Raw genomic sequence first — 21,767 nt, 5'->3', positions numbered from 1 at the left:
GAATTGGCCTTTGCCGACGATCAAGAACCGGCCCTACGGTCGCTCCATGCGCCTGCGAATCGTCGATGCCTTCACCGACCGCCCCTTCCGCGGCAACCCCGCCGGGGTCCTGCTCCTCGACGGCGAGTTCCCCCCGGACGCCTGGCTCCAGCAGGTCGCCGCCGAGGTCAACCTGTCCGAGACCGCGTACGCCCGCCCGCTCCCGCCCGGCGGGGACGCCGACTGGGCCCTGCGCTGGTTCACCCCGTCCGCGGAAGTCGACATGTGCGGCCACGCCACGCTCGCCACCGCGCACGTGATCGCGACGAGCGGCCTGGCGACGGGGCTGATCCGGTTCTCCGCGCGGTGCGGCATCCTCACCGCCGAGACCGCCGGGGACGGCACGATCACGATGGACTTCCCGACGTCCTCCCTGACCCCCGTGGACGCGGACCCCGCCGTACGGAGCGCGCTGGGCGCCGAGATCCGGTCCGTCCACGACACGTCCGGGCACATCGGCGACCTGGTCGTCGAGCTGGCGGACGAGCGGGCCGTACGCGAGCTCACCCCCGACATCGCCGCCCTGCGCGGCTACTCCCGCCGCGGGGTGATCGTCACCGCGGCCGCCGAGGACCCGTCCCGCGGGTACGACTTCGTCTCCCGCGGCTTCTTCCCGGCCTTCGGGATCGACGAGGACCCGGTCACCGGCAGCGCCCACACCGCGCTCGCCCCGTTCTGGGCCGCCCGCCTGGGCCGCACCTCGCTCGTCGGACTCCAGGGCGGCGCCCGCACCGGGCTCGTCCGGGTCCGCCTGGCGGGCGACCGTACGCTCCTGACCGGCCACGCGGTCACGGTCGTCGACGGCGAACTCCTCGCCCGCCCCTAGCCGAGGGTGACCTACGGCGTCGGCAGCCAGCCCACCTTGCCCGCGAGCAGCGCGTACCCGCCGAAGGCCACGACGTCGAGCAGTGCGTGCGCGACGACGAGCGGACCCACCCGGCCCCAGCGCCGGTAGGCCAGGACGAAGACGACGCCCATCACCATGTTGCCCAGGAAGCCGCCGATGCCCTGGTACAGGTGGTACGAGCCGCGCAGCACCGCGCTGGCCAGCAGCGCGGCCGTCGGCGACCAGCCCAGCTGATCGAGCCGGCGCAGCAGGTAGGCCAGCACGATGACCTCCTCCACCACGGAGTTCTGCACCGCGGAGAGGATCAGCACGGGGAACTTCCACCACACGTCCGGCAGCGCCTCCGGCACCACCGTGAGGTTGAAGCCGCTCGCCCGCGCCGCCAGGTAGAAGGCCAGCCCCGCGCTCCCGATCCCGGCCGCGACCAGGGCTCCGCGCCCCAGGTCCCAGCCGGGCCGGGTGCGGTCGAAGCCCAGCACGCGCAGCCCCGGCGCGCCCTCCCGGGTCAGCAGGTGGGCGACCAGCAGCACCGGCACCAGCGCGGTGCCGATGCCGAACAGCTGCCACGCCAGGTCCAGCCAGGGCCGGCCGGGGGCGTACGAGCCGTTGAGCGTGGCGGCCTGGTCCTTGAGGCCGCCCGGCTTGGTCAGCGAGCCGATGAAGCTGATCAGCGAGGAGAAGGCGCTCGCCCCCAGCGACAGGGCCAGCACGAGCAGCGTCTCGGTGCGCAGCATCCCGCGCCCGCCCTCGGGCACCGCCTTGACCACCGGCTCCGGCTCCAACCGCACGTGCGACTCCCGTCCCGCCGTTCCGCTTCGTGCCCCCATATTGCCTCTTCGGCGGGGGAACGGGATCGCCGGACCCGGAGCGGCCGGTTCAGCGCCGGACCGGCACCGGAGCGCTCACCTCCTCGTCCACCAGCCCGACCGGCCAGGTGTGCACGGGATCGCCCTTGTGCATCAGCTCGCTGTAGCGCCGCGTGATCGCGGCCAGCGCCGCGTCCCGTTCCATCCCGGATGCGAGCGCCCGGTGGTAGGTGTCCACCTGCCAGGTCGCCCCGTTGACCCGCCGCTGGCAGCGCTCCTCGATGATGCCGAGGTAGTGGTCGCGGTCGGCGGGTTCGATGCCCCAGGCGTCCAGACCGGCCGCCGCCATCGGCAGCAGCTCGTCCAGGACCAGCCGTACGGCGGAGACACTGGCCAGGCCTCCGCCCCGGCCCCGGCGCGGCCAGCGCAGCCGCGCGTCGATCCCGTACCGGCAGGCCGCGTCGAAGTTGGCCTCCGCCTCGGCGAAGGGCAGCCGGGTCCACACCGGCCGCTGCTCGTCGGCGAGCGTGCGGACGAGCCCGTAGTAGAAGGCGGCGTTCGCCACGACGTCGGCGACCGTCGGCCCGGCCGGCAGCACCCGGTTCTCCACCCGCAGGTGCGGCATCCCGTCGGCGACCCCGTAGACGGGCCGGTTCCACCGGTAGACCGTGCCGTTGTGCAGGACCAGCTCCTGCAGGCTCGGCACCCCGCCCTCGGCGAGCACGCGCAGCGGCTCCTCCTCGTCGCAGATGGGCAGCAGGGCCGGGAAGTAGCGGACGTTCTCCGCGAAGAGCTCGTACGCCGACTCCACCCAGCGCTCCCCGAACCAGGTCCGCGGCCGCACCCCCTGGGCCTGGAGCTCCGGCGGCCGGGTGTCGGTGGCCTGGGTGAACAGCGGCGGCCGCGACTCCCGCCACAGCTCACGCCCGAACAGGAAAGGGGAGTTGGCGCCGACGGCGATCTGCACGGCGGTCACCGCCTGCGCCGCGTTCCACACGTCGGCGAACCGGGCCGGCGTCACCTGCAGGTGCAGCTGTACGGAGGTGCAGGCGGCCTCCGGGACGATCGACCCGGTGCTCCACGTGAGCCGCTCGACCCCGTCGATGTCGAGCATGAAGTCCTCGCCGCGCATCATCAGGATCTGCTCGTTCAACAACGAGTAGCGGTCCACCGCCGAGAGGTTCGCGGTGACCAGGTCGGCTCGGGTGATCGTCGGCAGGATGCCGATCATCACCACCCCGGCGTCGATCTCCGCGGCCTGCCGGTGGGCATAGCCGAGCCCCGCACTCAGTTCCTCGGCGAGCTGGTCGAATACCCGGCCGCCGAGCCGGTGCGGAAGGACGTTCACCTCCAGATTGAACATTCCGAGTTCGGTCTGGAAATCCTGGCTCGCTATCCGCTCCAGAACCTGGGCATTCACCATTCTCGGCAACCCGTCGGCACCCGCCAGATTCAGCTCGATCTCCAGCCCCATCATGTTCTTGGGCCGATCGAACCTCTTCTCCGCCAGAAGCCGCTCCAGCCCCTCCAGGCACTCGTGAAGCTTCCTCCGATACCTCTGCCGATCGGACAGGTCGAATCCGCCCGCCACGACCTTCTCCCCCATCGAAGCGTCCCTCCTCGAGTGGGCCTGGCATGTGCCACCCAGGCGCGCATGTACGGTCGATGATGCCCCGGCGGCGTGATCGATAACGCCGAGGGGGCGTGCGTGGCGGGGAGCGCGCGCCGGTTTGGCCGAAGGGCGCTATGGCACATTCACTTGGCAAGACACCGTATGCAAATTCCGCATGTGCTTTGCCGGTTCCACATAATGGACGCTTTCCAGCCGAGCCCCTGTCCGGTAACCTCCGAGGTCAGCGCGACATGTTCGCGCACAACCGGCATGAATGCCATGTCAGCGGGACCGGTAAGCGCCTTGTCGGCAATAGGCGGGACAGCTAGCCGAAACACTGCGTGAACACATGTCGTATAAACTCCGCAAACGAGGCAGAGAGTTGGCGCGCGGCCATTGCCCCTCAGCCCCCCTCTGGCCCCAGAATGCGACAGCGCCGTCCGCACCTGCCCCGATCCACAGGTCTCCCAAGTGAGAGGCGACCCACCATGCCGCTGCATGTCCCTCCGGCTCCCGCGCCCGCCCTGCGCAGCGTCCTCGCGGCACTCGGTTCCCCCACCGCCGTCCACGAGGCGCACACTCCGGCCCTGCGCGCGCTGCAGGGTCCGATGACCGCCGAACTGCCGCTTCCGGTCCATGTCCTCGACCGGTTGAACATCTCGGAGCTGGCTGCGGGGGGCCGTCCGCCCCGCACCCGGCTGACCGCGTGGCGGTTCCTGATCCGCAGCGGCGACCGCTACGTCGCCGCCGCGGACACCCGGCTGACGCCGGACGGCTGGGCCTTCTCCCATTTCTTCGAGGGCCCCTACGTCGCGGCCACCGAACGCGCCCTGCGCCAGGCGGAATCCCTCGGCAAGAGCTACCAGCCCCGCCTGCTGTCCGTACCGGAGCTGTACATGCTGACGCTGTGGCTGCACGGCGCGGTCGGCGCCGATGCCTCCGCGGGGCTGCCGGCCGCCGCGGATCTGCTGGTTCCGCTGGCGCCGGCCCCGCCCGGCATCGCCGCGTACCGGCCGCATCCGGTGTCCGAGCTGCTGCCCGTGATGACCCACCGGCTCGCTCCGCCGAGTCCGCCGCTGCCGCCGTCACTGGCCGCGCCGGCCGCCTGAGCTGGCCCGATCGGGGCCGATGACCCGTCCGGCCCATTCGGCCTAGCCCACTCGGGTCACCTGCGAACCACCCGAAATGACAGGGGAGTTGAGCTGAACCGCCCGCACGAGTGATGCGTCATCAATCTATGAGGACAGCTGCCGGGAAATCCCTGCGGACTCAAGTCCGGAGGGGAACACTGGGACCCTGACCAAGCCAAGACGTTGATACGGGGGGCGGCCATGAACAACGCATCGAGCCGCAGCACACAGACCACATCGCAGCGAAAGAACGCATCCATGTGCCAGCACCAGCCAGCGTGCCCGTCAGCAGACTCCGCCGACCGGGAGGCCGCCAAGCCCGTGGCCAACCACCCGGAACAGGGCTGGAGCCTGCTGTGCAACGGCGTCCTGCTCTTCGAGGACACCGGTGAGCTGCTGCCGGACGGCCAGATCATCGCCCCGCACCGCCCGCTGGCGGCGGCGCAGGTGATGAAAGCGGCCTAGTCCGACGACAGCGCGCAATGAACGGAACAGAACAGAACGCAAAGGGGCCGGCCCGGGAATGATTCTCCCGGACCGGCCCCTTCGTCATGCCGTCATGTCATACGAATATGTCATGTCACCGGACGGACACGGTGTCGTAGTGCCGTACGGCTCAGTTGTCGTACTCGTCCAGCGGCGGGCAGGAACACACCAGGTTGCGGTCGCCGAAGGCACCGTCGATGCGCCGTACCGGCGGCCAGTACTTCTCCGCCGCAGTGACCCCGCCCGGGAAGACGGCCTCGTCACGGCTGTACGGGTGGTTCCACTCGCCGCCCAGCGCCGCCGCCGTGTGCGGGGAGTTGGCCAGCGGGTTGTCGTCCACCGGCCACTCGCCGCCCGCGACCCGCTCGATCTCGGCGCGGATGGCGATCATCGCGTCGCAGAAGCGGTCGATCTCGGCGAGGTCCTCGGACTCCGTCGGCTCGATCATGAGCGTGCCGGCCACCGGGAAGGACATGGTCGGCGCGTGGAAGCCGTAGTCGATCAGACGCTTGGCGATGTCGTCCACGCTGACGCCCGTCGCCTTCGACAGCGGGCGCAGGTCGATGATGCACTCGTGCGCGACCAGGTTGCCCGGGCCGGTGTAGAGCACCGGGTAGTGCGGCTCCAGGCGCTTGGCGATGTAGTTGGCGCCGAGCACCGCCACCTGGGTGGCGCGCTTGAGGCCCTCGCCGCCCATGAGGCGCACGTACGACCACGAGATCGGCAGGATGCCGGCCGAGCCCCACGGCGCCGCCGAGATCGGGCCGACGCCCGTCTCCGGGCCCGCGGTCGGCTGGAGCGGGTGGTTCGGCAGGTACGGGGCCAGGTGCGCCCGGACACCGACCGGGCCGACGCCCGGACCGCCGCCGCCGTGCGGGATGCAGAAGGTCTTGTGCAGGTTCAGGTGCGAGACGTCGCCGCCGAAGTGACCCGGCTTGGCCAGGCCCACCAGGGCGTTCAGGTTGGCGCCGTCCACGTAGACCTGGCCGCCGGCGTCATGCACCTGGGCGCAGATGTCGGCGACGTGCTCCTCGAACACACCGTGCGTCGAGGGGTACGTGATCATCAGCACCGCGAGCTCGTCGCGGTACTGCTCGATCTTGGCGCGCAGGTCGTCCGCGTCCACCTCGCCGTCGTCGGCGGTCTTGACGACGACCACCTTCATCCCGGCCATCACGGCGCTGGCGGCGTTGGTGCCGTGCGCAGAGGACGGGATGAGGCAGACGGTGCGCTGCTCGTCGCCGTTCGCCCGGTGGTAGGCCCGGACGGCCAGCAGGCCGGCGAGCTCACCCTGGGAGCCGGCGTTCGGCTGGATGGAGACCTTGTCGTAGCCGGTGACCTCGCAGAGACGTTCCTCCAGCTCGGAGATGAGCGTGAGGTACCCCTCGGCCTGCTCGACGGGGGCGAACGGGTGCAGCTGGCCGAATTCCGGCCAGGTGACCGACTCCATCTCGGTGGTCGCGTTGAGCTTCATGGTGCAGGAGCCCAGCGGGATCATGCCCCGGTCCAGCGCGTAGTCCTTGTCCGCCAGCTTGCGCAGGTAGCGCAGCATCGCGGTCTCGCTGCGGTGCTGGTGGAAGACCGGGTGCGCCAGGTAGTCGTCCGAGCGCAGCAGGCCCTCGGGCAGGGCGTCGGCGGTGGTCTCGTCGAGGGCCTCGATGTCGGCGCTCACGCCGAAGGCGGCCCAGACGGCCTCGACGCCGGCGCGCAGGGTCGTCTCGTCGCAGGAGAGGGAGACGTGGTCGGCGTCGACCTGGAACAGGTTGACCCCGCCCTCACGGGCCGCGGCGACGACCTGGGCGGCCTTGCCGGGCACCCGGGCGGTCAGGGTGTCGAAGTACGAGCCGTGCACGAGCTCGACCCCGCCGGCCGTCAGACCGGCCGCGATCAGGGCCGCGTAGCGGTGCGTACGGCGGGCGATCGTCCGCAGGCCGTCCGGGCCGTGGTAGACGGCGTACATGCCGGCCATGACGGCGAGCAGCACCTGCGCGGTGCAGATGTTGCTGGTGGCCTTCTCACGGCGGATGTGCTGCTCACGGGTCTGCAGCGCCAGGCGGTAGGCCTTGTTGCCGTCCGCGTCCACGGAGACGCCGACGAGGCGGCCCGGCAGCGAGCGGGCGTGCTTGTCCTGGACGGCCATGTAGCCGGCGTGCGGGCCGCCGAAGCCCATCGGGACGCCGAAGCGCTGGGTGGTGCCGACGGCGATGTCCGCGCCGAGCGCGCCCGGCGAGGTCAGCAGGGTCAGGGCGAGCAGGTCGGCGGCGACGGCGACGATCGCGCCGAGCCCGTGCGCCTGGTCGATGACCGGCTTGATGTCCCGGACGGCACCGGAGGCGCCGGGGTACTGGAGGAGCACGCCGTAGACGCCGCGCTCGGCGACCTCGGCCGGGATGCCCTCGGACAGGTCGGCGACGACGACCTCGATGCCGATCGGCTCGGCGCGGGTCTCGATCACGGCGATGGTCTGCGGCAGAGCGTCGGCGTCGACGAGGAAGACGTTCCCCTTGGACTTGCCCACGCGGCGGGCCAGCGTCATGGCCTCGGCGGCCGCGGTGCCCTCGTCGAGCAGCGACGCGCCGGAGGTCGGCAGGCCGGTGAGGTCGGCGACGACGGTCTGGAAGTTGAGCAGCGCCTCGAGGCGGCCCTGCGAGATCTCGGGCTGGTAGGGCGTGTACGCCGTGTACCAGGCCGGGTTCTCCATGACGTTGCGCAGGATCACCGGCGGCGTGAAGGTCCCGTAGTACCCGAGACCGATCATCGGCGTCAGGACCTGGTTGCGATCGGCGAGCGAACGCAGCTCGGCCAGCACCTCGGCCTCGGTCAGCGCCTCGGGCAGGTCAAGCGCCTCGGCGCTCTTGATCACATCCGGTACCGCGGCGGCGGTCAGTTCGTCCAGCGAGCCGTAGCCCACGTGGGCGAGCATCTTCGCCTGCGCCTCGGCATCCGGGCCGATGTGGCGCTGCTCGAAGGGGATGCCTCGCTCCAGCTGGGAGAGCGGAATGCGGTTGGCGGTCATGTACGGAGGCCTCCTGGGTCGTACGACCTGCGAGGGGCACCACGGCGCGGGCACCCGGACGGCCTCCCCCTCTGTCATCTCAACCTGAGAGCTTCACCGGAGTCGCGGGGATGGCCCGCGGATTCCGGCTTTCACCGTCGGTGAGGAGAGGAACCGGCGCTGCGCACCCGGTACCTGCCCCTGCTTTCCAGAGTGGCCTCGTCACGTGCGGTACGTATGCCTGAGAGATTCCGGGGAGGATTTGCTCCTTCGGCGCCTCCGTCATGCTCACTCGGAGGACTCTCCCGCACAGGGTCAACAGCCGTCACCCAGCCTACCAGCGAGGTTCCGGGACCTCCCTCGAGTGGCCCCCACTGCGGAAATGCACTTTTGTAGTCGTTACGGAGGAGTTGCGACCATTTGGAGGGACCGTGCAGACCGACATCGATCCGCGCAGCCTGATCGGCCGCAAGGCGTTCGACCGCAACGGAACCAAGATCGGCACCGTCGACGAGGTCTACCTCGACGATGCCACAGGCGTGCCCGAGTGGGCCGCCGTACGGACGGGCCTGTTCAGCCGGGACGCGTTCGTCCCGCTGGAACCGAGCGAGGTGGTCGACGACACCCTGCGGGTCCCCTTCGAACGCTCCCTCATCAAGGACGCCCCTGACTTCGGCGTCGGCCGCCACCTCTCCCCCGAACAGGAGCTGCAGCTCTACCACCACTACGGACTGGACGTCTCCCTCCCCTCGGACATCCAGCGCGACTTCGGCCGCCTGGCGAACGGCGACGACACCCCCTAGCCCTCTTCCGGTACGGGTTCGCCCACCGCCGGGTCGCCCACGAGGGGCAGCGGATCGGACGGCTCCAGCTCGGGGTCGTCCACCCGGAAGGTGCGCACCCGGCCCGGTGGCGATCCGGGCCGCTCGAACCGCACGGTCACCCTCCCGACCCCGCTGCCCTGCACCCACCCCGGCCCGTACACGGCGTGCTGTACGTCGCTCCCCGCCGCCCAGCGGCGTTCCCGGGCGGGCCCGGCCTCCCCGGCCGCCCCCGTGCCCTCAGGGGCCTCTGCGGGCCCGCCAGGCCCTGTGGACCCCGTCGGCTCTGCCGGGCCACCAGACCCGCCCGCCCCTCCCGTCCCTCCGGCCTCCGCAGCCCCGTCCGGCTCGGCTGCCGGGCCCCCGCCCCCGCCGGCCGTGGCAGCCTCCGCAGCGGCCTCCGCGGCCATGGACTGCGCGAACAGGTCCTCCTGGGTGTAGTCCGCCAGCCCGGTCACGCCGACGCCCAGCAGCCGCACCCCGCCCGTGGTGTCCACCGCCTCCAGGAGCCGCGCCGCGGCCTCCCGCACCACCGCGGGGTCGTCGGTGGGCCCCCGCAGCGTCTCGGAGCGCGTCAGGGTCGAGAAGTCGTACCGCCGCACCTTCAGCACGATCGTGCGCCCGGAGTGCCCCGACTCCCGCAGCCGGTGCACGCACCGGTCTGCGAGCCTCTGCACCTCGTTGCGGATCCGCACCCGGTCGTGCAGGTCCACGTCGAAGGTGTCCTCGACCGACACGGACTTCGCGTCGCGCTCGGCGACCACCGCCCGGTCGTCCAGCCCCAGCGCCATCCGGTACAGCCCGACCCCGTGTGCACGCCCGACCATCCGGACCAGCTCGTCCTCGCCGGCCTCGGCCAGGTCCCCCACAGTGGTGATCCCGGCCCGCCGCAGGTGCTCGCCGGTGGCCGGCCCCACCCCCGGCAGGGTCCGTACCGACATCGGCGCGAGCAGGGCCCTCTCCGTCCCCGGCTCGATCAGCAGCAGCCCGTCCGGCTTGGCCTCCTCCGAGGCCACCTTCGCCAGCATCTTCGACCCCGCCAGCCCCACCGAGGCACTGAGCCCGGTCGCCGCCAGGATGTCCGCCCGCAGCCGCTGACCCGTCTCCAGGGCGGATTCCGCGTCGAAGGCGGTTCCGCCCGCCTCCAGGTCCACGAAGGCCTCGTCGAGGCTCAGCGGCTCCACGAGCGGCGACAGCTGCCGCAGCAGCGCCATGACGACGTCGCTGACCGCCCGGTACAGGCTGAAGCGCGGGATCAGGTAGGCGCCGTTCGGGCAGAGCCGCCGCGCCTGGGCCATCGGCATCGCCGAGTGCACGCCGAAGCGGCGGGCCTCGTAGGAGGCGGTGGCGACCACCCCGCGCGGCCCGAGCCCGCCGACGATCACGGCCTTGCCGCGCAGGCTCGGCTTCGATGCCTGCTCCACGGATGCGTAGAAGGCGTCCATGTCCAGATGCAGGATGGTCGGCGCGGCTCTCACAGCCCCGATGCTGCCCTACGCCACTGACAATCGGCCCGGGCCGGGCCCGGCGCCTGCGCGACCGGGCCCGGGACCGCTCTCAACCGGCCCGGTTGCGCCGTGCGGCCAGCTCGTCCGTCGGGTTGTGGCCGACCACCGTCTCGCCGGTGTCGACCCGCTCGCCGTGCAGTTGCGACAGTGCGTTCTCGACATCGCGCCAGACCACGCCGACGGCGATGCCGAAGACGCCCTGCCCGCCCTGGAGCAGGCTCACGACCTGGTCCGGCGAGGTGCACTCGTACACGGTGGCGCCGTCGCTCATCAGCGTCATGCGCTCGAGGTCCGCGAAACCGCGGTCCCGCAGGTGCTGGACGGCGGTCCGGATGTTCTGCAGCGCCACACCGGTGTCCAGGAAGCGCTTGACGATCTTGAGGACGACCACGTCCCGGAAGCTGTACAGGCGCTGCGTGCCCGAACCGTACGCGGGGCGCACCGTCGGCTCCACCAGCCCGGTCCGCGCCCAGTAGTCGAGCTGCCGGTACGTGATGCCCGCCGCGGCGCACGCCGTCGGACCCCGGTAGCCGACCTGTTCGGGTGCCGGGTCCGCGCCGGCCGCTGCGACCGACGCCGCCTCCGGCTGACGGCGCGCGGAACCTGCCGCGCTGCCGTGGAGCGGGTACGGCCCACCGTCACTCCGCACGGGGATGCCCCCGGTCGTACCGTCGCCCGTGACTCTCACGCCGACCCTCCGTCCTTGACCTGCCCCCTCGAAGGTAGGCAGTCACCAGGGGTGCGTCAACGATCGCCACACTCGGCACGCCGAGTGATAATCACCCTGAGAGTGGTTTCCCGTGCCCCATATCGGGGAAAGGCTAACCGAATGGGCTGTCACTCCCCGTGGACGGCGCGGCCGACGGATCACTGCGGCCCGGTGCCGAAGTCCTCCGGAGAGATCTGGTCGAGGAACTCGCGGAACTTCTCCACCTCGTCCTCCTGCTCGTCCGGAATGGCGATTCCGGCGTCGTCCAGCACGCCGTCACTGCCGTAGATCGGCGTCCCCGTACGCAGGGCCAGCGCTATGGCGTCGGAGGGCCGCGCGCTCACCTCCACCCCGCTGGCGAAGACGAGCTCCGCGTAAAAGACGCCCTCCCGCAGATCCGTGATCCGGACCTCGGTGAGCTCCTCGCCGATCGCCTCCAGCACGTCCTTGAACAGGTCGTGCGTCAGCGGCCGGGCAGGGGCCATGCCCTGCTGCGCGAAGGCAATGGCGGTCGCCTCCCCTGGTCCGATCCAGATGGGGAGGTACCGGTCGCCTCCCACTTCACGCAGGAGCACGATCGGTTGGTTGGAGGGCATTTCCACCCGGACACCCACAACGTCGAGCTCGTTCACACAGCAACCCTAGGACCTGCCCGGCAGGTTTGGGTAGTCGGGCCCCCCTCGAAGATCCCCGGGTCAGTGCAGACGGACCCCGAGAGCCGTCTGTACCAAGGCCTCATGGAGCCTTACGGAGAGTCCCGCGAGCTCTTTCATGGTGGCCTCGGCATGCGCCCTGGTCTGCGGGTTGCGGTGCCGGCGCAGTGGTGCAACGACCTGCTCCACCAGGCCCGCCTCCCGGTCGGCGGCGGCCTTCATGGCCCGCAGGTGCCGGGGCTCCAGCCCGAACCGGCCCAGATCCGCCACCAGGCGGGCCACCGTGACCGCCTCGGCGTCGAATCCGCCGCCCGGAGCCTCGCCGATCAGCCCGTACGACTCCCATTCGGCGAGCTGCGCCTCGTCCACCTCGGCCGCGGCCATCAGCTCGGCCCGGCCCACCCGGGCCGCGATGGGCCGCTCCCGGCCGACCTCGCCGTAGACGGCGGAAGGTCCTGCCGGATCGACGCAATCCCCGTGCGCGGTGGGCGACGGGATGCGGATCTGCTCGCCGCGGGCGAGCGCGTCCAGCTGTTCGCGGATGACCTTCAACGGCAGGTAGTGGTCCCGCTGCAGCCGCAGGATGCGGGCCAGCCGCTCGACGTCCTCCGTGCTGAACTTGCGGTATCCGGAAGGTGTGCGCCTGGGCTCGACGAGCCCCTCCGCCTCCAGGAAACGAATCTTCGAGATCGTGACTTCGGGGAACTCGTCGCGCAGCATGGTGAGCACCGTGCCGATGCTCACCAGCCGCCCGGCCGAGCCGGCCATGCCGGCGGTGCCGCTCTTCGGGGCACCGCCGGTCGGGGTACGCAGCATGGGACCTTCCCTCTGGGGATCCCCGGGCCGAGTCCGGGGTGGGGGTCCCCCCAGGCGGAGCCCAGGGGGCGTCAGACGCCCCGCAGGCTCGCGTAGAAGACCAGCCGGTACTTGCCGATCTGCACCTCGTCGCCGTTGTGCAGGGCGACCGAGTCGATCGGCTCACGGTTGACGTACGTGCCGTTGAGGCTGCCCACGTCGGCGACGGTGAAGCCGCCGTCCTGGCTCCTGCGGAACTCGACATGCCGCCGGGAGACCGTGACGTCGTCCAGGAAGATGTCGCTCTGCGGGTGCCGGCCCGCCGTGGTCAGCTCACCGTCCAGCAGGAAGCGGCTGCCGGAGTTGGGGCCGCGCCGCACGATCAGCAGGGCGGAACCCGGAGGCAGAGCTTCCACCGCGGCCTGGGCCTCGGGGGACAGCGAGGACGACACGTGCTGTTGTCCCGACACCTCGGCCTCGTAGGCCTCGAGGCCCGAGATCGAGATGGTGGACGTGGTCTCCGAGGCACGCTCCGGCGTCAGACCCGCCCGCAGCGGCGCGCCGCAGTTGGAGCAGAACCGGCTGGCCGCATCGCTGCGGTGTCCGCACCTGCTGCAAACCTGCTCGGCCGACATGGACGGCTCCTCGCGCCGCGGCTGCCCCGCGGAGGCATTGGTGGCATACGGGTCGGGGGCAAACCCTCCACCCGAACTTGAGGTTGATGGTTCACCGAAACCTATGCGTCCGGAACCCGCAGGGTCAACAGACGACGCGCCCTGCGCGCCCGAAACATCACCCGCGCCGGCGACCTCGTCACGGAAGAGCGGCCGGCCGCCCTGCCCTTCCACCTCCCCCTGCCCCGCGCGGTGCTTCGCTGCACCGTCCTCGCGGTTCTTCTTTCCGAACAACTTCTCAAACAACTTCACGGGCGATTCCCCTTGAACGAAACAGACCCGCCCGTGGGGCAGGACGAACTCCGAATGCACACACCTGCCGACCCGGACATTCTCACAACGTCCGTAACCACCAGACAGTTTCCACCACGCACCACGACTTCACTGCGCCGACCCCCCGCAGGCATCAGCCCGCGTGAGCCCGTCCGCTCCCCGTCCCGCATCACGACGATGACGACCGAGCGTAGTCAGGCTGCTTCGCAGCCCGCAAGGCATCCACAACGATCTTCGCCGACCGTGTGACGGCGACGGTGGCCTGTTCCTTCTCCAGCGTCTGCACGACACCGCCGGGAATGTTCAGAGCAGGCTCCAGATCCTGTGCCTTGCCGATCACCTTGAACTCATAAGGCTGTGTGATCTTCTTACCGTCGATCCCGATCCCGCCGCCCTCGTCCGAGAAGAACGAGCCCGCCACGATGCGCACCCCGTTGACCTGGATCGCCTCGGCCCCGGCCGCCCGCAGCTCCTGAAGGGTGTCCAGCAGCTGGTCCGACTGCACCTGGCCCTTGGGATCGGTGATCTTCAGCGTGATGCCCGGACCCTGCGCTGCCACCGTACCGGCCAGGATCCCGAGTTGGCGTTCCTTCTCGATCGTCTGCCGCCGGGCCTCCTCGGCCTGGTTGGAGCTGCTCTCCAACTCCTTGCGCTGGTCCTCCAGCTGCTGCTTCTCGTCCTCCAGGCGCTTGGTCCGCCCGTCGAGCTCGTCGAGGATCCGTACGAGGTCCTCCTGACGGGCCCCGCGCAGCGCGCTGGAGTCGCTGTTCGACCGCACCTGGATGGCCAGGCCCAGCCCGAGGACGAACAGCAGCAGCGCGACGATCAGTTGGGCCCGGCTCACCCGCGGCGGCCACAGCCCCTCCGCCAGCCGCTGCCGCCCGGTCTGCGCGGGCGCGACGGCCTGGTCAGCGTCCGGTGCCGCGTCTGCGGCGGATGCGGCGGATGCGGCGGATGCGGCGGATGCGGCGGATGCGGCGGATGCGGCCGGTTCAGCAGGGCGAGCGGGCTGGGCGGGCTGCGCCTCGCGCGGCACGTCCTGCTCCGGCCGGTCCTGCGGCGGCAGCTCCGAGCCCATCGGCTCCTCGGGCTGACTGTCGTTCGTACTCATCGGCCTCACGCCCGGAACACGTGCCGGCGGATGGCCGCGGCGTTGGAGAAGATGCGGATGCCCAGGACCACGACCACACCGGTCGACAGCTGCGAGCCGACGCCCAGCTTGTCACCGAGGAAGACGATCAGCGCCGCCACGACGACGTTCGACAGGAACGACACCACGAAGACCTTGTCCACGAAAATGCCGTCCAGCATCGCGCGCAGGCCCCCGAACACCGCGTCCAGCGCCGCCACCACGGCGATCGGCAGATAAGGCTCGACGACGGCCGGCACTTCGGGCCGGACCAGAAGTCCGACCACCACTCCGGCCACCAGGCCCAGTACCGCGATCACGATGCACCCTTCTTCGGCTCTTCTGCTGTAGCTGTACGTACGGTCAGGCTCGACGCGGCCGGCAGCCGCAGCTCGTCCGCGGGGGACAGGGTGTAGCGGATCCCGTAGTTCTCCTGCAGCGCGTGCAGGTACTGCCCGTCCGCGGAGTCCTGGAACGCAGTACCGAGCCGCTTCTTGTCCCCCACCGCCAGCACCTCGTACGGCGGTACCAGCGGCCTGTTGTCGACCAGTATCGCGTCACCCGCGGCCCTGATCGCCGACAACGCCGTCAGCCGCTGCCCGTTGATCGAGATGGCCTCCGCCCCCGACTGCCAGAGCCCGTTGACGATCTTCTGCATGTCCCGGTCGCGGAGCCGGCCGGTGTCCGAGAAACCGGCGCTCTCACGCGGCTTGCCACCGCCGCCCGACGAAGAGCCCTTGGCGTCGTCCACGACCAGCTTGATCCCCGGACCGCGGACCTCCGTCGCACCGGCCATCAGCGCCACGAGCTGCCCCTGGTCGCCGCCGTGCTGCTTGAGCGCCTCGCGCTGGCGGCTCGCGACGTTCGCCCGCAGCCGCTCGATGTCCCGCTCCAGGCCGTCCGCGCGCTCGTCGGCCCGCTGCACCCGGTCGATCAGCTCCTGGCGCTCCTTGGCCAGAACCGGCGCGGCTATCCGCGCCTGGGCGGCGCCCAGCGTGACGACCATGGCCGCGAGCACGAGCCCGGCGCCCAGCGCCAGCTTGGCCTTGAGGGTGCGCGGCAGGCCCGCCGTACCGTCCGCCTCACGCCGGGCCGACGCTTCCGCGTAGCCCTCGTCGAGACTGTGGTCCATCACGTGCGTCAGCAGCGACATGGATGCGTCCGGGCGCGCGGGAGGCGCCGGCGCCGAACTCCGGTTGTGGGGCGGCTGCGACATGCCGCTCATCGTCGCATGTCGGCGCCGCCCACACCGAATGCGCCCGTCCGGTGGACAGGGAGCAACGCGCTCCGCACCCGGTCCACCGGACTGCGCCGGTCCACGACGTCTACGGCTGCCCTCAGTGCCCGGCGCCGTCCACCACGCCCGCCCACTCGTCCAGCAGCGCCTGCGCGGACGCGTCGTCCGGGCCTTCGGCCCACAGGTGCGTGACCGCCTCCGCCGGGTCCGGCAGCACCAGCGCCCACCGCCCGTCGGCCTCGACCACCCGCACACCGTCGGTGGTGTCCACCTGCCGGTCCCCGGCCGCCTCCACGACCCGCCGCATCACGAGCCCCTTCACCGCCCACGGGGTCGGTACGTCCCGCTTGAGTACATGGGCTCGCGGTATCCGCGCATCGATCTGACTCAAGGTGAGCTGGGTCCGCGCCACCAGACCGATCAGCTGGACGAACGCCGCCGACCCGTCGAAGACGCTACTGAACTCCGGGACGATGTATCCACCCCGGCCGTCCCCGCCGAAGATCGTGTTCTCGGCCCGGCCCACCCGCGTCAGGTCGTCGGGCGAGGTCGTCGTCCACTCCACCTGCGTCCCGTGGTACGCCGCCACCTGCTCGGCGATCCGGGTCGTGGTCACCGGCAGCGCCACCTTGCCGCTGCGCTTCTCCGCGGCCACCAGGTCCAGCAGTACCAGCAGCGCCCGGTCGTCCTCGATGATCCGCCCGCGCTCGTCCACCAGGGAGATCCGCTCCCCCACCGGGTCGAACCGCACACCGAACGCGGCCCGCGCCGAAGCCACGATCTCCCCGAGCCGCACCAGCCCGGCCCGCCGGGACTCCGCGGTCTCCGTCGGCCTGGTTTCGTCGAGCCCCGGATTGATCGTCAGCGCGTCCACACCGAGCCGGCCCAGCAGGCTCGGCAGAACCAGCCCGGCACTGCCGTTGGAGGCGTCCACGACCACCTTGAGCCCGGAATCGGCGATCCCGGTCGTGTCCACCCTGCGCAGCAGCGAGCCCGTATAGGCGTCGAAGACGCTGCCCGGGAACTGGAGGTCACCGATCTCGCCCGGGAACGCCCTCCGGTACTCCTGCCGCGCGTACACCCGGTCAAGCTTGCGCTGCTGCTGGAGCGAGAGGTCCGCTCCCCGCTCGTCCAGGAACATGATGTCGACCGAGTCCGGTACTCCCGGCGAGGTCCGCAGCACGATCCCGCCCGCGCTGCCGCGTGCGGTCTGCTGCCGGGCCACGGGCAGCGGTACGTTCTCCAGGTCGCGCACGTTGATCGCGCTGGCCTGCAACGCCGAGATCACGGCCCGCTTGAGCGCTCTCGCGCCACGGGAGTGGTCTCGGGCCGTGGTGACCGTCGCCCCCTTCTTCAGGGTCGTCGCGTACGCGCCGGCGAGCCGGACCACCAGCTCGGGGGTGATCTCCACGTTCAGGATCCCGGAGACGCCACGGGCGCCGAAGAGATGCGCCTGCCCGCGGGACTCCCAGATCACCGACGTGTTGACGAAGGCGCCGGCCTCGATCGTCTTGAAGGGGTAGACCCGCACGTTCCCCTGAATGATCGATTCCTCACCGACCAGACACTCGTCACCGATCACGGCCCCGTCCTCGATCCGGGCCGCCCGCATGATGTCGGTGTTCTTGCCGATGACGCAGCCGCGCAGATTGCTGTGCTGCCCGATGTAGACGTTGTCGTGGATGACGGCCCTGTGCAGGAAGGCACCGCTCTTCACGACGACGTTGGACCCGACGACGGTGTGCTCGCGGATCTCCACGCCGGCCTCGACCTTGGCGTAGTCACCGATGTACAGCGGCCCGCGGAGCACGGCGTCCGGGCTCACCTCGGCGCCTTCGGCGATCCACACGCCGGGCGAGATCTCGAAGCCGTCCATCTCGACCTGGACCTTGCCCTCGAGTACGTCGGCCTGCGCCTTGACGTAGCTCTCGTGCGTGCCGACGTCCTCCCAGTAGCCCTCGGCCACATAGCCGTAGATCGGCCGGCCTTCCTTCATCAGCTGCGGGAAGACATCGCCGGACCAGTCGACCGGAACATCCGGGTCCACGTAATTGAAGACCTCGGGCTCCATGACGTAGATACCGGTGTTGACGGTGTCCGAGAACACCTGCCCCCACGTCGGCTTTTCGAGGAAACGCTCGACCTTTCCTTCCTCGTCCACGATGGTGATGCCGAATTCCAGCGGGTTCGGCACCCGGGTCAGGCACACCGTGACGAGTGCGCCCTTCTCTTTGTGGAAGCGGATCAGGTCGGTGAGGTCGAAGTCGGTGAGTGCATCGCCGGAAATGACGAGGAAAGCATCGTCCTTCAAGGCCTCCTCGGCGTTCTTCACACTGCCGGCAGTGCCGAGTGGCTTCTCCTCGTTGGCATAGGTGAGCTCCATTCCGAGCTCCTCGCCGTCACCGAAGTAGTTCTTGACGAGTGACGCCAAGAACTGGACGGTAACAACGGTCTCGCTGAGCCCATGCCGCTTGAGCAGCCTGAGCACGTGCTCCATGATCGGCCGGTTGGCCACCGGCAGGAGCGGCTTGGGCATACTCGAGGTCATGGGGCGAAGGCGAGTGCCTTCGCCACCGGCCATCACGACGGCCTTCATGTCGGAAGAGTCCTCCTTGAGAGACGACGTTCTCGCCGACCTCACCCGTCCCGGACGGTGACTTCGCAACTCTTCCGCGTCAGCCGGGCGCCGAGCGAGCTCAATCGGCCGCGGCGTCCGCCTTCACGAGCCGGCGGACTTGCACCACGTAAAGGATTCCTGCCCACCAATAGAGGGTTGTACCCCATCCGGCGAACGCCCATCCGAAAACTGCCCCCATCCAGGCCAACCAACCCGTACCGTCACTGAGCAACAGCAGGGGGAAGGCGTACATCAGGTTGAAGGTCGCGGCCTTGCCGAGGAAGTTGACCTGCGGCGGCGGATAGCCGTGACGGCGCAGGATCCAGACCATGACCAGCAGCATCAGCTCACGGGCGATCAGCGCCCCGGTGAGCCACAGCGGCAGAATGTCTCGATAGGTCAGGCCGAAGAGCGTGGAGAGGATGTACAGCCGGTCCGCGGCCGGATCCAGCAGCCGGCCCAGGCTGCTGATCTGATTCCAGCGCCGCGCCAGCTTCCCGTCGAGGTAGTCGCTGACCCCGCTGAGCATGAGGACGGCGAGTGCCCAGCCGTCGTGCTTCTCCAGAATCAGCCAGAGGAACAGGGGCACGCCGACGAGGCGAGCCATGCTCAGGATGTTCGGAATGGTGAAAATTCGGTCCGTCTGAACCCGAGTCTCCTGGACCTCCACCCGGGGGCCTCCACTGTTGAACGTACGAACGATGCCTCCTGACCCTACAGGAAGCCGCACCGGCCCTGAACGCAGAAAAGCCCCGCACCATAGGTGCGGGGCTTTCCCACAATGATTGTTCGGCGGCGTCCTACTCTCCCACAGGGTCCCCCCTGCAGTACCATCGGCGCTGAAAGGCTTAGCTTCCGGGTTCGGAATGTAACCGGGCGTTTCCCTAACGCTATGACCACCGAAACACTATGAAATTTGAACGCTGGCATGAACACAGCTGTTCGTTATTTCAGAACTAACACAGTGGACGCGAGCAACTGAGGACAAGCCCTCGGCCTATTAGTACCAGTCAGCTCCACCCGTTACCGGGCTTCCACATCTGGCCTATCAACCCAGTCGTCTACTGGGAGCCTTACCCTCTCAAGGAGGTGGGAATACTCATCTTGAAGCAGGCTTCCCGCTTAGATGCTTTCAGCGGTTATCCCTCCCGAACGTAGCCAACCAGCCATGCCCTTGGCAGGACAACTGGCACACCAGAGGTTCGTCCGTCCCGGTCCTCTCGTACTAGGGACAGCCCTTCTCAATATTCCTACGCGCACAGCGGATAGGGACCGAACTGTCTCACGACGTTCTAAACCCAGCTCGCGTACCGCTTTAATGGGCGAACAGCCCAACCCTTGGGACCGACTCCAGCCCCAGGATGCGACGAGCCGACATCGAGGTGCCAAACCATCCCGTCGATATGGACTCTTGGGGAAGATCAGCCTGTTATCCCCGGGGTACCTTTTATCCGTTGAGCGACGGCGCTTCCACAAGCCACCGCCGGATCACTAGTCCCGACTTTCGTCCCTGCTCGACCCGTCGGTCTCACAGTCAAGCTCCCTTGTGCACTTACACTCAACACCTGATTGCCAACCAGGCTGAGGGAACCTTTGGGCGCCTCCGTTACCCTTTGGGAGGCAACCGCCCCAGTTAAACTACCCATCAGACACTGTCCCTGATCCGGATCACGGACCGAGGTTAGACATCCAGCACGACCAGAGTGGTATTTCAACGGCGACTCCACCCCAACTGGCGTTGGGGTTTCAAAGTCTCCCACCTATCCTACACAAGCCGAACCGAACACCAATATCAAACTGTAGTAAAGGTCCCGGGGTCTTTCCGTCCTGCTGCGCGAAACGAGCATCTTTACTCGTAGTGCAATTTCACCGGGCCTATGGTTGAGACAGTCGAGAAGTCGTTACGCCATTCGTGCAGGTCGGAACTTACCCGACAAGGAATTTCGCTACCTTAGGATGGTTATAGTTACCACCGCCGTTTACTGGCGCTTAAGTTCTCAGCTTCGCACGCCCGAAAGCGCACTAACCGGTCCCCTTAACGTTCCAGCACCGGGCAGGCGTCAGTCCGTATACATCGCCTTACGGCTTCGCACGGACCTGTGTTTTTAGTAAACAGTCGCTTCTCGCTGGTCTCTGCGGCCACCCCCAGCTCACGGAGCAAGTCCGATCACCAGTGATGGCCCCCCTTCTCCCGAAGTTACGGGGGCATTTTGCCGAGTTCCTTAACCATAGTTCACCCGAACGCCTCGGTATTCTCTACCTGACCACCTGAGTCGGTTTAGGGTACGGGCCGCCATGAAACTCGCTAGAGGCTTTTCTCGACAGCATAGGATCATCCACTTCACCACAATCGGCTCGGCATCAGGTCTCAGCCTTATATGAGGGACGGATTTGCCTACCCCTCGGCCTACACCCTTACCCCGGGACAACCACCGCCCGGGCTGGACTACCTTCCTGCGTCACCCCATCGCTTACCTACTACAAGTCTGGTTCGTCGGCTCCACCACTTTCCTTTCCCCGAAGGGTCCGGAACGGCTTCACGGACTTAGCATCGCCTGATTCGATATTGGGCGTTTCAAAGCGGGTACCGGAATATCAACCGGTTGTCCATCGACTACGCCTGTCGGCCTCGCCTTAGGTCCCGACTTACCCTGGGCAGATCAGCTTGACCCAGGAACCCTTAGTCAATCGGCGCACACGTTTCTCACGTGTGTATCGCTACTCATGCCTGCATTCTCACTCGTGAACCGTCCACAACTAGCTTCCGCTGCTGCTTCACCCGGCACACGACGCTCCCCTACCCATCACAGCAGGCGTTGGCCCTATTGCTGCAATGACACGACTTCGGCGGTACGCTTGAGCCCCGCTACATTGTCGGCGCGGAATCACTTGACCAGTGAGCTATTACGCACTCTTTCAAGGGTGGCTGCTTCTAAGCCAACCTCCTGGTTGTCTCTGCGACTCCACATCCTTTCCCACTTAGCGTACGCTTAGGGGCCTTAGTCGATGCTCTGGGCTGTTTCCCTCTCGACCATGGAGCTTATCCCCCACAGTCTCACTGCCGTGCTCTCACTTACCGGCATTCGGAGTTTGGCTAAGGTCAGTAACCCGGTAGGGCCCATCGCCTATCCAGTGCTCTACCTCCGGCAAGAAACACACGACGCTGCACCTAAATGCATTTCGGGGAGAACCAGCTATCACGGAGTTTGATTGGCCTTTCACCCCTAACCACAGGTCATCCCCCAGGTTTTCAACCCTGGTGGGTTCGGTCCTCCACGAAGTCTTACCTCCGCTTCAACCTGCCCATGGCTAGATCACTCCGCTTCGGGTCTAGAGCGTGCAACTCAATCGCCCTATTCGGACTCGCTTTCGCTACGGCTTCCCCACACGGGTTAACCTCGCTACACACCGCTAACTCGCAGGCTCATTCTTCAAA

17 protein-coding genes, 2 rRNA genes and 1 riboswitch (1 of these 20 cut by a window edge) are annotated in these 21,767 nt (G+C 68.6%); of the genes, 4 read left to right on the top strand and 15 right to left on the bottom strand.

Annotation, left to right across the window (positions count from 1 at the left end):
• Window positions 1-46: 46 nt before the first annotated feature.
• The gene (locus AB5J51_RS32300) at window positions 47-865 is read left to right on the top strand and encodes a PhzF family phenazine biosynthesis protein (RefSeq protein WP_136222599.1); all 819 of its coding nucleotides are present in this window, start codon (window positions 47-49) and stop codon (window positions 863-865) included.
• Window positions 866-876: 11 nt separating this feature from the next.
• On the opposite strand, the gene AB5J51_RS32295 is transcribed toward AB5J51_RS32300, so the two are convergent.
• Entirely contained in the window at window positions 877-1,620 is a 744-nt protein-coding gene (locus AB5J51_RS32295) for a CPBP family intramembrane glutamic endopeptidase (RefSeq protein WP_369780347.1), read from the bottom strand.
• A 142-nt stretch (window positions 1,621-1,762) separates the two neighbouring features.
• On the bottom strand, window positions 1,763-3,298 hold the full coding sequence (locus AB5J51_RS32290; protein ID WP_136222601.1) for a glutamate-cysteine ligase family protein: 1,536 nt from the start codon (window positions 3,296-3,298) through the stop codon (window positions 1,763-1,765).
• 494 nt (window positions 3,299-3,792) lie between these two features.
• Between AB5J51_RS32290 and AB5J51_RS32285 the strand changes: the two genes are divergently transcribed.
• Together AB5J51_RS32285 and AB5J51_RS32280 are read left to right on the top strand one after the other, a co-directional pair.
• Window positions 3,793-4,413 carry a hypothetical protein gene (locus tag AB5J51_RS32285; RefSeq protein ID WP_053789725.1) on the top strand — a complete coding sequence of 207 codons (621 nt, stop codon included), beginning with the start codon at window positions 3,793-3,795 and terminating at the stop codon, window positions 4,411-4,413.
• A gap of 279 nt (window positions 4,414-4,692) precedes the next feature.
• Window positions 4,693-4,899, top strand: coding sequence for a DUF5999 family protein (locus AB5J51_RS32280; RefSeq protein ID WP_030303831.1), 207 nt, complete (start codon window positions 4,693-4,695; stop codon window positions 4,897-4,899).
• Window positions 4,900-5,050: 151 nt separating this feature from the next.
• Here the strand turns inward: AB5J51_RS32280 and gcvP are convergent, their stop codons facing one another.
• On the bottom strand, window positions 5,051-7,936 hold the full coding sequence (gcvP, locus tag AB5J51_RS32275) for an aminomethyl-transferring glycine dehydrogenase (protein ID WP_369779229.1): 2,886 nt from the start codon (window positions 7,934-7,936) through the stop codon (window positions 5,051-5,053).
• A 198-nt stretch (window positions 7,937-8,134) separates the two neighbouring features.
• Window positions 8,135-8,233, bottom strand: a riboswitch (glycine riboswitch).
• 113 nt (window positions 8,234-8,346) lie between these two features.
• Between gcvP and AB5J51_RS32270 the strand changes: the two genes are divergently transcribed.
• A complete protein-coding gene (locus AB5J51_RS32270) occupies window positions 8,347-8,718 on the top strand; it encodes a PRC-barrel domain-containing protein (protein WP_037637096.1) in 372 nt (123 codons plus the stop codon).
• Here AB5J51_RS32270 and AB5J51_RS32265 read toward each other — a convergent pair.
• The 12 genes from AB5J51_RS32265 to AB5J51_RS32210 form a co-directional block, all read right to left on the bottom strand.
• Window positions 8,715-10,214, bottom strand: coding sequence for a DNA polymerase IV (locus AB5J51_RS32265; protein ID WP_369779228.1), 1,500 nt, complete (start codon window positions 10,212-10,214; stop codon window positions 8,715-8,717). The genes AB5J51_RS32270 and AB5J51_RS32265 overlap by 4 nt on opposite strands.
• Window positions 10,215-10,293: 79 nt before the next feature.
• Window positions 10,294-10,932: a MerR family transcriptional regulator gene (locus tag AB5J51_RS32260; RefSeq protein ID WP_053789729.1), complete on the bottom strand. Its 639-nt coding sequence runs from the start codon at window positions 10,930-10,932 to the stop codon at window positions 10,294-10,296.
• Window positions 10,933-11,111: 179 nt separating this feature from the next.
• The gene (locus AB5J51_RS32255) at window positions 11,112-11,585 is read right to left on the bottom strand and encodes a bifunctional nuclease family protein (protein WP_030009777.1); all 474 of its coding nucleotides are present in this window, start codon (window positions 11,583-11,585) and stop codon (window positions 11,112-11,114) included.
• Window positions 11,586-11,648: 63 nt separating this feature from the next.
• Window positions 11,649-12,422 (bottom strand): MerR family transcriptional regulator, encoded by a 774-nt coding sequence (locus AB5J51_RS32250; RefSeq protein WP_369779227.1) that lies wholly within the window; start codon window positions 12,420-12,422, stop codon window positions 11,649-11,651.
• Between the two features lie 71 nt (window positions 12,423-12,493).
• A complete protein-coding gene (locus AB5J51_RS32245) occupies window positions 12,494-13,435 on the bottom strand; it encodes an FHA domain-containing protein (RefSeq protein ID WP_166663319.1) in 942 nt (313 codons plus the stop codon).
• Window positions 13,436-13,517: 82 nt separating this feature from the next.
• Window positions 13,518-14,459 (bottom strand): DUF881 domain-containing protein, encoded by a 942-nt coding sequence (locus AB5J51_RS32240; RefSeq protein ID WP_369779226.1) that lies wholly within the window; start codon window positions 14,457-14,459, stop codon window positions 13,518-13,520.
• Window positions 14,460-14,464: 5 nt separating this feature from the next.
• Window positions 14,465-14,797 carry a small basic family protein gene (locus AB5J51_RS32235; protein ID WP_030158423.1) on the bottom strand — a complete coding sequence of 111 codons (333 nt, stop codon included), beginning with the start codon at window positions 14,795-14,797 and terminating at the stop codon, window positions 14,465-14,467.
• Window positions 14,794-15,702, bottom strand: coding sequence for a DUF881 domain-containing protein (locus AB5J51_RS32230; protein WP_199828165.1), 909 nt, complete (start codon window positions 15,700-15,702; stop codon window positions 14,794-14,796). Before AB5J51_RS32230 ends, AB5J51_RS32235 begins: the two co-directional genes overlap by 4 nt.
• 112 nt (window positions 15,703-15,814) lie before the next feature.
• Complete coding sequence (locus tag AB5J51_RS32225) at window positions 15,815-18,310, bottom strand: mannose-1-phosphate guanyltransferase (RefSeq protein ID WP_053789732.1); 2,496 nt, start codon at window positions 18,308-18,310, stop codon at window positions 15,815-15,817.
• 100 nt (window positions 18,311-18,410) lie between these two features.
• Window positions 18,411-19,001 carry a CDP-alcohol phosphatidyltransferase family protein gene (locus tag AB5J51_RS32220; RefSeq protein WP_030303851.1) on the bottom strand — a complete coding sequence of 197 codons (591 nt, stop codon included), beginning with the start codon at window positions 18,999-19,001 and terminating at the stop codon, window positions 18,411-18,413.
• Between the two features lie 117 nt (window positions 19,002-19,118).
• Window positions 19,119-19,235, bottom strand: a 5S ribosomal RNA gene (rrf, locus tag AB5J51_RS32215).
• A 76-nt stretch (window positions 19,236-19,311) separates the two neighbouring features.
• Window positions 19,312-21,767 (bottom strand): 23S ribosomal RNA (locus tag AB5J51_RS32210); it runs 668 nt beyond the window's last position.

It is taken from the genome of Streptomyces sp. R33 (assembly GCF_041200175.1).
Lineage (GTDB): Bacteria > Actinomycetota > Actinomycetes > Streptomycetales > Streptomycetaceae > Streptomyces > Streptomyces katrae_B.
The sequence above is the reverse complement of the archived record's forward strand: the minus strand, read 5'-3'. Positions and strand labels throughout refer to the sequence as shown.